The 14,079-nt window shown below is 73.1% G+C and carries 7 protein-coding genes; 5 read left to right on the top strand and 2 right to left on the bottom strand.

Annotated features, from left to right (window positions below; translation table 11 throughout):
* The first annotated feature begins 145 nt into the window (after window positions 1-145).
* Together ACGFH9_RS18820 and ACGFH9_RS18815 are read left to right on the top strand one after the other, a co-directional pair.
* Window positions 146-598, top strand: a complete 453-nt coding sequence (locus ACGFH9_RS18820) for a septum formation initiator (RefSeq protein WP_393220742.1) — start codon at window positions 146-148, stop codon at window positions 596-598.
* 189 nt (window positions 599-787) lie between these two features.
* On the top strand, window positions 788-1,069 hold the full coding sequence (locus ACGFH9_RS18815) for a hypothetical protein (RefSeq protein ID WP_393220739.1): 282 nt from the start codon (window positions 788-790) through the stop codon (window positions 1,067-1,069).
* A 49-nt stretch (window positions 1,070-1,118) separates the two neighbouring features.
* Here the strand turns inward: ACGFH9_RS18815 and ACGFH9_RS18810 are convergent, their stop codons facing one another.
* Both ACGFH9_RS18810 and ACGFH9_RS18805 read right to left on the bottom strand, forming a co-directional pair.
* Window positions 1,119-5,054 (bottom strand): ThuA domain-containing protein, encoded by a 3,936-nt coding sequence (locus tag ACGFH9_RS18810; RefSeq protein ID WP_393220736.1) that lies wholly within the window; start codon window positions 5,052-5,054, stop codon window positions 1,119-1,121.
* A 150-nt stretch (window positions 5,055-5,204) separates the two neighbouring features.
* On the bottom strand, window positions 5,205-5,798 hold the full coding sequence (locus tag ACGFH9_RS18805; RefSeq protein WP_393220733.1) for a hypothetical protein: 594 nt from the start codon (window positions 5,796-5,798) through the stop codon (window positions 5,205-5,207).
* A gap of 124 nt (window positions 5,799-5,922) precedes the next feature.
* On the opposite strand from ACGFH9_RS18805, the gene ACGFH9_RS18800 reads away from it, so the two are divergent.
* The 3 genes from ACGFH9_RS18800 (at window position 5,923) to ACGFH9_RS18790 (ending at window position 14,077) form a co-directional block, all read left to right on the top strand.
* On the top strand, window positions 5,923-6,549 hold the full coding sequence (locus ACGFH9_RS18800) for a class I SAM-dependent DNA methyltransferase (RefSeq protein WP_393220731.1): 627 nt from the start codon (window positions 5,923-5,925) through the stop codon (window positions 6,547-6,549).
* An 89-nt stretch (window positions 6,550-6,638) separates the two neighbouring features.
* Complete coding sequence (locus ACGFH9_RS18795; RefSeq protein ID WP_393220729.1) at window positions 6,639-7,442, top strand: thioesterase II family protein; 804 nt, start codon at window positions 6,639-6,641, stop codon at window positions 7,440-7,442.
* On the top strand, window positions 7,439-14,077 hold the full coding sequence (locus tag ACGFH9_RS18790; protein ID WP_393220726.1) for a condensation domain-containing protein: 6,639 nt from the start codon (window positions 7,439-7,441) through the stop codon (window positions 14,075-14,077). The genes ACGFH9_RS18795 and ACGFH9_RS18790 overlap by 4 nt, the downstream gene beginning before the upstream one ends.
* Window positions 14,078-14,079 lie beyond the last annotated feature (2 nt).

Raw genomic sequence — 14,079 nt, 5'->3', positions numbered from 1 at the left:
GTGCCACAACGCGTCCGGGCAGTACTTCTCCACGTCGCTCACACCAGCTCAACGAATGACCTTGCACTCCAACAACCCCAAACGACACACGGTCTTAGCCTCCGGATGTGCCGGGGACAACCATGGATCGGGGATAGTCGGTGGCATGAGCCGTCGTCCGATCCTCGTCGCCGCCGGGTGGGTGGCCACCGTCGCCGTGGCGACCCTGATCGGGTTGGGGGCGATCCGGCTGGTGGGCGAGAGCATCACCGGCACGCCGGGCGGGGTGCGCAGCGAGGCGGACATCGAGCGGGCGCTCGCCTCGCCCGAGCCCGCGCCGAGTGGCATGACGGGCGGGCCGTCGACGGCGACCCCGGCTCCGAGCGCCAGCGCAGGGGTCCGCCGCAGTTTCGCCACCGACGGCGGTACGGCCGTGGCCGAGTGCGGCCCCGAGGGGGTACGCCTCGTGTCCTGGGCGCCCGCGCAGGGTTACCGGGTGCACGAGGTGGACCGGGGACCGGACGACGACGTCGAGGTCACGTTCGAGGGTTCGGCCGGCCGGCACGAGTTGAAGGTGCGCTGCATCGGCACCGAGCCGGTGGCCGTCGCCGACGACTAGCGGGCCGAGCGGAATCGGTTCGTGGCGCTGCCGCAAGATCGTTAGTCTGCTGCGGTGATCCGTACCCTCGTTGTCGCCTCTCTCCTGCTGGCGGGCTGCTCGCCTGCCGGAGCGCCCTCCCCCGCTCCCAGCTCGACCACGCCCTCGGACGGGTACGCCACCTCTGCGTGTGCCCGCCTGATCGGCGCCATGGCGAGGAAGGAGCCCTTCCCTCCCGATGACATGGGCACTGCCACCCGAGCGGTGTCGGCGACCGACCCTGGCATCAAGGAAGCCGGTAAGCAGCTCGCAGCGGCCGCCAAGGAAGCCGGCGACCTCTGGGTGCAGGACGATCCTGCCGTCGACAAGGGGCCTGCCTACCGCCGCCTGGCCGACGCCCAGCAAGGGCTCCTCGCGGCGTGCACCAAGGTGTTCGGCGAGCCCCCGTGGGCGTTCGTCAAGCAGCAGCCGACGCCGACGCCCAGCCGCTGACGGACGTGGCCGGCACGAAGGCTCGTGCCGGCCACGTCGTGGTGGTGGTTCAGCTCGTGTACGCCTCCACCTCCCAGAGGGAATGGCCGTAGCCGGTCCCCCGGGCCGTGCCGTAGATGCGCAGGTAGCGGCCGTTCGCGCCGAGGCCGCTGTGCTCGTCCACGCCACCGTCGGCGCCGGTCACCGTCTTCACGGTGGTCCAGGTGGTGCCGTCGTTGGAGGTCTGGATCTGGTACGCGCTGCTGTACGCCGCCTCCCAGGCGAGCTTGACCCGCCCGATCGCGGTCGGGCTGCCCAGGTCGACGCGGATCCACTGCGGGTCGGAGAACGTGCTCGACCAGCGGGTGGTGAGGTTGCCGTCGACGGCCTGCGCGCCGGAGACGTCGGCACCCTCGGTGCTGGACGTCGTCGTCGGCTTGTTCAGCAGCAGGTTGCCGCCGGTCGGGGTGCCGGTGCCTCCGTACACCTCGAACTCGTAGAGCGAGTAGCCCCAGGCCGTGCCGCGGGCGGTGCCGAGGAGCCGGACGTACCGGCCGGAGCCGGTGAGCCCGGTCAGGTCGTCCACCCCGCCGTCGCCGCCGGTCACCGTCCGGATCGTGGTGAAGGTGACGCCGTCGGTCGAGGTCTGGATCTGGTACGCGCTGCCGTACGCCGCCTCCCAGGTCAGCTTGACCCGACTGAGGGCGTACGTGGCGCCCAGGTCCACGTCGATCCACTGCGGATCGCCGAAGCTGCTGCCCCAGCGGGTACCGGCCACGCCGTCGAACGCGTTGGCGACGACGAACGCGCCCTCGTAGCTGGATGCCCGCGCCGGCTTGCCCTTGGCCAGGTTGGTGCCCGTCCCGGGATCGGGGTCCGGGTCCGGGCCGGGCCCGCCGGGGCTGGTGGAGAGGGTGAACTCGTCGATGTCGAACCACGGCCCGGTGCCCTTGAAGACCAGGTACAACGTCCGGGTGCCGGTCGGGGCGGTGACCCCGCCGGTGACCGTGGCGAAGGTGGCGTACCCGCCGGTGGAGGTGACGGTCGCCGAGCCGACCAACTGTCCGGTGGGTGAGTCGACGCGCAGCTCCAGCGTCCCGCCGCCGCCGGCCGGCGCGCCGACGCGGGCACTGAACGACTGGATGCCGGTCAGGTTGTAGGGCCGGAACGAGATCCAGTCGTTGTTGTCGATGTAGCCGACCGCTGCCCCGCCGTGCCCGGCCGCCCCGGCGACGATCTGGACACCTGACGAGTCACCGAAGTGCTCGGCCTGGCGGACCCGCGGTTGCAGCACCGCCTGGGTGTGCGTGGTCAGCGCCGGCTGGCCGCCCCCGCCCAGGTCGGTGTACTCGGCGTCGATGATGCCGAAGATGTTGGCCGCCGTGTCGTGCTCGCCGTCGGCCGAGGTCTGGATGACCCCGGTGCAGCCCTGCGCGCTGCCGAGCTGGTGGCCGTGGGAGTCGTGGCCGAGCACGTAGTTCACCTTGACCCGGGCACAGTTGACCGTGCCGTCCTGGGCGTCGGTGACCGTGACCGAGAACGGGACCGCGTCCCCGAAGGTGAAGGTCTGCCCGTTCAACGGGGTGTTCACGGTGACCACCGGGGCGCTGTTGCCGACCGTGACGACCACGCTCGCGGTGGCGGTCTTGCCGGTGGTGTCCCGCACGGTCAGCGTCGGGCTGCGGGTGCCGTTGGTGGTGTACGTGAAGCTCGGGTTCGCGGCGGTCGAGTCGGTGGTGCCGTTGTTGTCGAAGTCCCACGCGTAGGTGAACGGGTCACCGTCCGGGTCGAGGGTGCCGGCCGAGGAGAAGGTAACGGTCAGCGGCGCGGTGCCGCTGGTGGGGGTGGCGGTGACCTTCGGGACGGGCGCCCTGCCTCCACGGGCGTACTCGATGCGGTAGAGCGCCGAGTTGGCGTCGCCGTTGAACCAGCCGGTGCCGTAGTCGAGCACGTAGAGCGCGCCGTCGGGGCCGAACTCCATGTCCATGACCTGGGTGCCGGTCCACGGGAACGGGTTGATCTTCAACGGCTGGCCGGTGGAGTCGAGCTTGACGTTCTTGATCCAGCGGCGGCCGAACTCGCCCGCGAAGAAGGTGCCGTCGTAGTACTGCGGGAACGCCACGGGCGAGGTGTTGTTCGGGTCGTACCGGTAGACCGGGCCGGCCATCGGCGACAGGCCGCCACCGGTGAACTCGGGCGGCGAGCCGGAGCCGCCGTACGGCAGCCAGGCCGGGATCGCCGGCGGGAGCTGGGTGATGCCGGTGTTGTTCGGCGAGTTGTTGACGGGTCCGCCGGCGCAGTTGAACTTCGCCCCGGACGGCCCGGACGGGAACGTGTAGTCGTTGTACGCGTCGTTGCGGGCCGTGCAGTACGGCCAGCCGTAGAAGCCCGGCCGGTCGACGCGCGCGAACTCGACGTTGCCCGCCGGCCCACGGTTCGGGTCGGCGGTGCCCGCGTCGGGGCCGTAGTCACCGAGGTAGACGACGCCGGTGGCCCTGTCGACGCTCATCCGGAACGGGTTGCGGAACCCCATCGCGTAGATCTCCGGACGCGTGCGCGCCGTGCCGGGGGCGAACATGTTGCCCGCCGGGATCGTGTAGCCGCCGGCCGCGCTCGGCTTGATGCGCAGCACCTTGCCGCGCAGGTCGTTGCTGTTGCCCGCGGTGCGCTGCGCGTCGAAGGCCGGGTTGCGTCCGGCCCGCTCGTCGATCGGGGTGAAGCCGGCCGAGTCGAACGGGTTGGTGTCGTCACCGGTGGACAGGTAGAGGTTGCCGGCCGCGTCGAAGTCCATGTCGCCACCGACGTGGCAGCACATACCCCGGCTGGTCGGCACGTTGAGGATCAGTGTCTCGCTGGCCAGGTTGACGGTGTTGTCGGCGTTCACGGTGAAGCGGGACAACCGGTTGACCCCGTCCCAGACGGCGAACTGGGCCGGGGTGCCCTCGGCCGGCGCGCCACCGCCCGGTGTGCTCAACGGAGGCGCGTAGTACGCGTACACCCAGCGGTTGGTGGCGAAGTTGGGGTCGACCTTGATGCCCTGGAGCCCCTCCTCGTCGCCGGTGTAGACGGCCAGGGTGCCGGCGACCTTGGTGTTGCCGGCGGCGTCGGTGTGCCGGATGACGCCGTCGCGGGAGGTGTGCAGCACACCCCTGTCGGGCAGGACGGTGAGGCTCATCGGCTCGCCGGTCTCGGCGACGCCCTTTGCCAATGCCACCTGCTGGAAGTTGGTGGTGACCGTCGGGCCGCAGTCGGCGGTGATTGCCCCGGCGGCGGTCTGGATGCCACCGAGCAGGTGCTGACGGAAGGCGGTGTCGGTGTACGAGGCGTCGGTGTGGCCGAGGCCGGTGTACCAGGCCCGGCCGCCGGAGTAGTTCTGGCACCAGGAGATCGGGTGGTCGTACCCCATGCTGCCGCCGGTGTACGTGCTCTCGTCGAGGGTGGCCAGCACGTGCACGTTGCCCCGGGGGTTGGTGCGGTAGTTGTACAGCTCGTCGAAGCGGCTCCACCGCTGCGGCAGGCCCTTGGTGGACGGGTGCACCTGGTCGGCGACCGTGACGGTGGCGGTCTGCTCGGCCGGGTGCGAGGCGAAGTACGCGCCGACGAGACCGCCGTACCAGGGCCAGTCGTACTCGGTGTCGGAGGCGGAGTGCACGCCCACGTACCCGCCGCCGGCGGTGATGTAGCGCTCGAACGCCGTCTGCTGGGCGGCGTTGAGCACGTCGCCGGTGGTGGACAGCCAGATCACCGCCGCGAACCGGGCGAGGTTGGCGTCGGTGAACTGGCCGGCGTCCTCGGTGGCCTCGACGGTGAAGCCGTTGGCCGCGCCGAGCTGCTGGATCGCCGTGATGCCCGGGGTGATGGACCCGTGCCGGAATCCGGCGGTCTTGCTGAAGACCAGGACGGTGAACGGGGCGGCGCTGGCCGCGGGTGGTGTGGCGACGACGCCGCCCAGCACGAGGATCGCGCTCAACACAGCGCTGAGCCACGCTCTCAGGGATCTGCGCACGGGTAGGTCCTTTCGGGGGACGACGTGCGCCGATCACGCCGGTGGTGGTGTGCATGCATCGTTACGGGTCGATTGCCACCTCGTCAAGGACTTCCGCACTATCCGAGAGAGCGTTATCTCGGCAGGTCAGGTCGACTGCGGCAGGTGAGATCAGATTACGGTTTCCGCGTGGGTCCGCGTGGCGTGTCGGCTCAGGGCGGGCAGCGCCGGAGCGAGCGCCACGAGCATGCACAGACCGCCGAGCGGCAGCAGGTCGAGCGTGACGGCCGGCAGGACGATCCCGACGAGCAGCAGGGCGACGCTCCACCACGGCAGTCGCCGGTGAGCCGCGAGCAGGCCCGCGAGGACGAGCAGACCGAGGAAGAACAGCTGCGGTACGACGTCGTAGAACACCACCTCGACGCCCGGGACGTCCTTGAAGTCCGCGCCGAGCGCCGACATCTCCGCCCGGTCGGCGGCCAGCAGCCCCTCGACGATGTCCGCGCCGAACTGCACCATCGTTGCGGCCAGGCCGACCAGCGTGACGGCCACGACCGACGTACGCCACGGGCCGGGGCGCAGCAGGCCGGCCAGCGCCAGCACCACCGGCACGAACAACACCATGCCCGCGAGGCCGACCAGGTGCGCGGCCTGCCAGTCGAACCCGGGGCCGTACGTCCCGTCGGACCTGCCCCACAGGCGTACGAGCCCGTAACCCACGATGCAGGCCGGCCCGGCGATCACGAAGAATGCGGTGCGTCTCATGGCAGCCATCGTCCGGTGGGTGACGCACGGCCGGCCTCCGGGCGCAGCCCCGGTACGGCCCGGGTTTCCGCCTCAGGTCTTCCACCGAGCAACCCTGAACCCCGTGGTCTCCTATAGTCGGTCGGTGAGCACGGATCAGGTACGGCAGGCGTACGCCTCGGTCGCGGATCTGTACATCGAACTGTTCGGCACCCGTGAGCAGGTGCATCCCGACGACCTCGCCTTCATCGGTCGGCACCTGACGGGTCGTCCCGGGCCGGTGCTCGACCTCGGCTGCGGCCCCGGCCACCTCACCGACCACCTGCGTTCGTTGGGCGTCGACGCCACGGGTATCGACGTGGTCCCCGAGTTCATCGCGCATGCCCGAGCGACGCATCCGAGCGGCGACTACCGCCTCGGGTCACTGCACGACCTCGACGTGGCCGACCACTCCGTCGCCGGCATCCTGGCGTGGTACTCGCTGATCCACCTGCCCCCGCAGCGCCTCGATGGCGTACTGACGACATTCCGACGGGCCCTGACCCCGTCCGGGGCGTTGGTGCTGGGTCTCTTCTCCGGCGACGAGGTCGACGCCTTCGACCACAAGGTCACGACCGCCTACCGCTGGCCGGTCGACGAGATCTCCGAGCGGCTGACGCGGGCCGGCTTCACCGAGGTCGAGCGCCTGGAGCGCCCCGACGGCGGCCCGCACCGGCCGCACTACGCGATCGCGGCGACCGCCGCGCAACGAGTGCCGACCACTCAGGAGTGAGCCTGGTCGGCCGCGCGCAGCCGACACCACGAGGAACGCTCAGGCGACGCTAAGACCGCTCTCACGGCCCGTTCCTAGCGTGTGCGGGCATGGCGACACCACCCGCATCACCGCCGACGACCACCGACGTCACCTCCTGGTTGAGCTGCGCCGCGCCCCGCCCGGCCGCCCGACTGCGGCTCGTGTGCCTGCCGTACGCCGGGGCCGGCGGTTCCGCGTACCGGCCGTGGGCCGCGTTGCTGGGCGACGACGTGGAGGTGTGGACCGCGCAGTTGCCCGGCCGTGAGCGTCGGTTGTCCGACCCGCCCCTGAGCACGATGGACGAGCTGGCACCGCCGCTTGTCGACGCGATCGTCGCGCGGGTGCGGAAGCCGTTCGCGATCTTCGGGCACAGCATGGGCGGCCTGATCGGGTACGAGGTCACGGCCCGCCTGGTCGCGCGGGGTGGTCCGCTGCCGCAGCGGTTGGTGGTCTCGGCGGCCCGTCCGCCACGCGACGCCGCCCCGCTCGGCTCGGCGCACCGACTCGACGACGCGGCGCTGACCCGCTGGCTGCACGACCTCGGCGGAATTCCCGACGAGGTGCTCGCCGACCCCGGCCTGCTGGCACTGATCCTGCCGACCGTGCGGGCCGACCTGACGGTGGTCGCGTCGTACCGGCCGGCGACCGTGACGCCGCTGCCGCTGCCCGTGGACGCGGTGGCCGCCGCCGACGATCCGCTGGTCAGCCCGGACGAGGTGGCCGGATGGGCGGCCTGCACCACCGCCGCCTTCTCGCTGACCGTCGTGCCGGGGGGTCACCTCTATCTGCACGACACGCCTCCCCCGCTGTCCCGCCTGCTCGACGGCGGGCCGGCCACCGACCGCGCGTACGTCGAAGGGGCCACCCGATGACCCAGGACCTGCACCCGGACCTCGCCGACCTCACCCCCGAGCAGCGGGAGCTGCTGGCCCTGCGGCTGCGCCAGGGCCGCGCCAGCCAGGGCCGAGCCAGCGAGAGCCGCGCCAGCCAGAGCCGGGCCGACCACTACCCGCTCTCCTTCACGCAGGAGCAGCTCTGGTTCCTCGACCGGTTGGAGCCCGGTACGCCGGTCTACAACGTGCCCTTCGCCGAGCGGATCACCGGTCCCCTCGACGTCGCGGCGCTGCACCGGGCGGTCGACGCGGTGGTGGCCCGGCACGACGCGCTGCGGATCGTGTTCACCACCGTCGACGGCGTCGTCACCCAGCGGGTGTCGGACGCCCTGGACGTGCCGCTGCCACTGCTGGACCTGACGGCGCTGCCGGAGGCGGAGCGGCAGGCCGCGGCCGAGCGGGAGATCGCGGCGCACGCGTCGGTCCGCTTCGACCTGACCAGCGGGCCACTGCTCGCGGTACGCCTGGTCGCCCTCGCCGCCGACGAACACCTGCTGCTGGTGACCGCGCACCACATCATCTTCGACGCCTGGTCGGCGGGTGTGTTCGTGGAGGAGCTGGTGCGCTGGTACGGCGAGTTCGCCGCCGACGTGCCCGCCGGGCTGCCCGCGCTGCCCACCCGGTTCGTCGCGCACGTCGCGGCCCGCCGCCAGCCGGAGGCCGAACGGGAGCTGGCCGGTCACCTGGCGCACTGGCGGGAACGGCTCGCCTCGGCCCCGGCCCGGTCCACGCTGCCACCGGACCGCCCCCGGCCGCCGGTGCAGACGCACCGTGGCCGGAGCCTGCCGTTCACCGTCGACGCCGAGGTGACCGACGCCCTCGGCGGACTGGCCCGGCGCGCCGGCGCCACCGTCAACGCGGTGGTCCTCGCCGGGCTGACCGCCCTGCTGCGCCAGGCCACCGGCCAGGAGGACCTGCTGCTCGGCATGCCGGCCGCCGGCCGGGCGAGCACCGATCTGGAGCCGCTGATCGGCAGCTTCGCCACCATGCTGGTGCTGCGGGTGGACACCGGCGGCGACCCGAGCGTCCGTGACCTCGTCCGTCGGGTGCACCGCACGGTCAGCGAGGCGTACGCCCACCAGGAGGCCCCGTACGCGCGGGTGGTGGAGGAGGTCCGTCCGGTCCGGGACCCCAGCGTGAACCCGCTCTTCCAGGTGCTGGCGACCATGACCGACGGCGGCGTACGGCAGCGGCAGGCGGCCGGGGTGACGTTCCGTGCGGTGCCGGCGGAGAGCGGCCTCACCGACTTCGACCTGTTCGTCAGCCTGACCGTCGACGGTGACCGAATCGAGGGCGCGGTCGACTTCAACGCCGACCTGTATCTCGACGAGACGATCGCCGCGACCGTGGGGCGGCTGCCGGAGCTGCTGCGCGCCATGGTGGACGACCCGGACCGGCCGTTGTCGCGGGTGCCCGGGCTGTGCCGGCACCGCGTCGCCCTGGCGGCCACGTTCACCGTGGACCCGCTGCGCGACCCGGTGGAGTTCTGGCTGCGCTTTCTGCGCGTACCGGCGTCGGTGGAGCTGGTCGGGTACGGCCAGTTGGTGGCCCACCTGCTGGCCGGGCCGACGGCCGACGCCACGGTCTGCCTGCTGCGGTTCGAGGACTGGCTGCGCCGCCAGGACCACACGGCCGGGGACGCGGCCCTCGACGCGGCGATGGACGACCTCGATGCGGCGGTGGCGGCGTACCGGCGGCGGACCGACGCCCCGCTGCTGCTGGTGGTCTGCCCCGCCTCGCCGCGCGTCGCCGCCCGACGTGACGGCCAGGACGGCCGGCAGGACCGGGATGGCCGGCTCGACGATCGGCTGGCCGCGTTGGCGGCACGTACCCCGGGGGTCCACGCGGTCTGGGCCGCCGACCATGCCGGCGCCTACCCGGTGAGCGAGGTGGGCGACGAGCGCGCGGACGAGCTGGGCCACGTCCCGTACACGGGCGAGTACTTCGCGGCGCTCGGCACGATCGTCCTGCGCGAGCTGCGCCGGCTCACCGGCCAGCCGCACCGGCTCGTGCTCGTCGACGGCGAGCGGTTGCCGCTCGACCGGCTCGCCGACGCGCTGCCCGGGCACGAGGTGCGGGCGTACTCGACGGAAGCGCTCGCCGCCGCCGACCCGGCCACCACTGTGGTGCTCGACACCGACCCGCAGGCCGTCGCGGCGCTGCGCGAGGCGCACCCGGGCGTGCTGGCGCTGGCCGTCCCCGCCGGGTGGGACGAGCTGCGCCGGCTGCTCACCCACGTCTGGGCGCTGGACCCACCCGCGCCGGTGACGAGCGCCGGCCCGATTGAGCTGTGCACGTCGATCGGGTCGGAGCGGGCCGCGTACGTCGTCGAGGAGCTGAGCACCGCCGCCGCGGTCGCCGAACGGAGCCGGCCGACCCCCGTACGCGCCGCAGCCGACAGCGAGGTCGTCGCGCCCCGCACCCCCACCGAGGAGCGGCTCGCCGGTCTCTGGGCCGCCGCGCTCGGCGTCGAACAGGTCGGGGTGACGAGCGACTTCTTCGGTCTCGGTGGACACTCGCTGCTCGCCACCGGCCTGCTGTCGCAGGTGCAGGCCGAGTTCGGCCGGGAGGTGTCGCTCTACACCCTGTTCACCAACCCGACCGTGGCCGGGCTCGCGGCCGTGCTGGACGCCGACGAGGACGCCACCGCGCTCGCCCCGCTCACTCCGGCCGAGGCGGGTACGCCGGCGGTGGCGTCCTCGGCACAGGTGCGACTCTGGGCGCTCGATCAGCTCGGCGACGACGTGGTCCGGCACAACACCACGGCCGCCGTCGAGCTGCGCGGCGACCTCGACGCGACGTCGCTGCGTCGGGCGTTCGACGACGTGCTGGCCCGGCACGAGGTGTTGCGGACCACCTTCCGGGGACGCGACGGCGAACCCGAACCCGTCGTACACCCAGACGTCGACCCGTGGTTGGAAACGCTGGAGCTGACCGGGTTGCCGGTGACCAAGCACGCGCGGGCCCTGCGCCGGGCGGCCGCCGAGCTGGCCGCGTACCGGTACGACCTGGCGACCGGGCCGCTGGTGCGGGCCCGCCTGGTGCGGCTACCCGAGCAGCGCTGGCACCTGCTGCTCGGCATGCACCACATCGTCTGCGACAACACCTCGTGGAGCATCCTGCTCGACGAACTCGCCGACCGGTACGCCCACCACGCCACCGGCGTCGACCGGCCGCTGCCGGCGCTGCCGGTGCAGTTCACCGACTACGCCCGGCACCAGCGCGACTGGCTGGCGTCCACCGCCGTCGAGCCGCACCTGGCGTACTGGCGGGAGCGGCTGGCCGACGCGCCGCCGCTGCTGGACCTGCCCACCGACCACCCCCGCCCGAAGGAGCGCTCGGACGTCGCCGGCTACCAGGCGCAGCGGCTGGGCGCGGGGCTCGGCGCGGCCGTGCGGGAGCTGGCCCGGGCCGAGGGGGTCACCCCGTTCGCCGTCTTGCTGGCCGGCTTCGCCGCCCTGCTGCACGCCGAGAGCGGTCAGCCGGACCTGGTGCTCGGCACACCCACCGCCGGCCGGGAACGCGCCGAACTCGCCCCGCTGATCGGGTGTTTCGCCGACCTGCTGCCGCTGCGCGTGGACGTGGCCGGACGGCCCACCTTCCGGCAGCTCGTGACCCGGGCACACCGCACGGCACGGGAGGCGTACCGGCACCAGGGGCTGCCGTTCGCGACCATCGTGGAGGCGCTGCGTCTGCCCCGGCAGGCCGCGTACCACCCGCTGTTCCAGTGCGTGCTCAACGTCCTCGACGGCCCCGACGAGCTGCCGGACTTCGCCGGGCTGGCCGCCACGCCCGTCGACGTGCCGAGCGTCGGCGTCGACTTCGACCTCTTCCTCAGCGTCACCTGGCAGGGCGACGACCTGCACGCCGACCTGGCGTACCGGGCCGACCTGTTCGTCCCGGAGCGGATGGTCCGGCTGCTGAGCGGGCTGGCGAAGGTGCTCGACGACGGGGTGCGCCGACCGGACGCCCCGATCGGTGCGGGTCGGCGTACGCGCCCGTCCCGTCGGCCCGCGCCGCCCGCGCCCCGACTGGTGGTCGGCGGCACCGTCGAGGTTCCGCGGCTCGCGGACACCGTCCGCTTCTGGACCGGACTGCTCGGCCTGCCGCACACCCTCGACCAGCTCGCGCCCGGCGCGCTGCTGCGGCTGTTGCGCGACCCGGCCGCCGGACTGGCGACGGGCCGGCGCGACCGCAACGCGCTGGTCCTGCGCTGGGAGGACCGGTTGACAACCGGTCCGCTCGGCGCGGGCATCGTCGGGCTACGCGACTTCTGCACCGAGCTGCTGGCGGCACTCGACGTGCACCGGTCGGACAGCGCGGCGGCGCTGACGATCGCGGTCTGTCCGCCGTCGCCGCCGTACCGCACGTCACCGTGGAACGCCGTCTTCGCCGAGCTGACCGCCCGGCTGGCCGAGGCCCGACCGGACGTCGACGTCGTGACGGTCGAGGCGTGGGCGCGGCGCTACCGGGTGCCGGAGCCGCCCGACGACGCCTGGTCACCGGAGCTGGCGGCGGTCACCGCGACACTGCTGGTGCGGCGGGCGGTACGACACCCGGCCCTGCGCCGGCTGGTCGTACCGGCCGGGCCGGCGCACCGCCAGGCGGAGCTGGCGCGGCTGCTCGTGGCCCAGGCCCGCGCCGGGCGCGAGGTGCTGCTCACCACGACGCCGCAGAGCGCGGAGCTGTCCGCGCTGGTCACCGCCGAGATCATCGGGTACGCCCCGACGCCTCCCACCGACGCGGCCACGCTGCTCCTGCACCCCGCCGCCGAGCCCGCGCCGCCCGACGCCCTGGCGCTGCCCGTCGACGATCGGGTCGGGCCGGTGGAGATGCTGCGGGGTCTCTGGTCGCTCGACGCCGGCACCACCGTGGACGGCGACGCGCCCGTCGACCGGATTCCCGCCGGTCTGCTCGCCGAGGTGGCCACCGAGCTGGGCGACGCGACGGTGCTGCGCGGCGCGGTCAGCGACGGGTACCGGCGTTCGGCCGACCGGAAGGCCGCCGCCCCGCGCACGGACCGGGAACGTCAGCTCGTGGCGATCTGGTCGGAGCTGCTGCGCACCAACCAGCTCGGCGTCACCGACGACTTCTTCGCCTCCGGCGGTGACTCGCTGCTCGCGATGCAGCTCGTCGCCCGCTGTGCGGCAGCCGACATCCACATCACCCCGCGCCAGCTCGTACGCCACCCCACGGTCGCCGAGCTGGCCGCCAGCCTCGGAGAGGCGACGGCGACACCGCGGGCCGAGCAGGGCGAGGTGAACGGCGACGCCCCGCTGACCGGCGCGCAGCGCTGGTTCACCGACGTCATCGCCCCCACCATGGGCCGGCCCGCCCTGTTCAACCACCCCTACTACCTCGAGCTGACCCGGCCGCTCCAGACCGACCTGGTCCGCGAGGCGGTACGTCGACTGGTGACCCAGCACGACGCGCTGCGGCTGCGCCTGAACAGGCAGGCGGACGGGAGCTGGCGCCAGCACCACGCCGACCCGGCCGATGCCGTGCCGTTCGTCAGCCACGACCTGACCGGGCTCCCCGCCGACGAGCGGGAGGCGGCCGTCGAGGCCCACTGCGCCGAGGCACAGACCGGTCTGGACCTCACGGCCGGCCCGCTGGCCCGGGTGGCGCACTTCCGGCTCGGCCCGGAGCTGCCCGACCGGCTGCTGCTCGTCAACCACCACCTCGTCGTCGACGCGGTCTCCCGGGGCGTGCTGCTGGCCGACCTGGAGACGCTCTGTGACCAGCTCGAACGTGGTGTCGAGCCGACGCTACCGGCCAAGACCACCTCGTACCGCGACTGGGCACGGCGACTGGCCGCGTACGCGGGCTCGCCGGAACTGCGCGAACAGGTGCCGTTCTGGCTGGCGCAGGCCGACGAGGGCGTACTGCCCCGGCTGGCCGACGAGCCGGCCGCCGCGCCGTTCCGCCTCGGTGACCTGGGCCTGGCCACCGTGACCCTGGACGAGGCAGCGACCCGGGGCCTGCACGCCGTCGCCCGCAAGCTGCGCGCCAGCGTGCGCGACCTGCTGGTGTGGGCGGTGGTGGACACCGTCGCGGCGCGCACCGGTGGCGCGGTCACCGTCGCCACGACCGGCCACGGGCGGGAAGCGCTCTTCGACGATGTCGACGTCAGCCGCACGACGGGCTGGTTCCAGGTGCTCTATCCGCTGCGCCTGGAGCTGCCCGCCACCACCGACGCGACCCGCTCGGTCCGCTCGGTGATCCGCCAGCTCGGCCGCGTCCCGGACAACGGCATCGGGTACGCGCTGCTGCGCCACCTCTGCCCCGACGACGAGGTCCGCGCCCGACTCACCGCGACGCCGTCGCCGACGGTGGCGGTCAACTACATGGGCGGGTACGGCTTCGACGATGTCGCCCCGGCCAACCAGCTCCTCGACGTCTGCGCGGCGCCGTTCGGCCCGACCGAGGACCCCGACGGGCACTGGCCCTTCGCCTTCGACGTGACGGGGTCGCTCACCGGCGCCGCGCTCCGCGTCGATCTGAGCTATGCCACTCCGGCCTTCCGGCCGGAGACCGCTGAGAACCTGCTCGACGGCATCCGGCGAGGCCTGCTGCGCCTCACCGGTAACCCCGGGCACCCGCCACGGCAGTAGGA

It is taken from the genome of Micromonospora sp. NPDC049102, from assembly GCF_043197485.1.
In the GTDB taxonomy this organism is placed as follows: domain Bacteria; phylum Actinomycetota; class Actinomycetes; order Mycobacteriales; family Micromonosporaceae; genus Micromonospora.
Note: the sequence above shows the minus strand (reverse complement) of the source record. Positions and strands in the feature narration are given on the sequence as shown.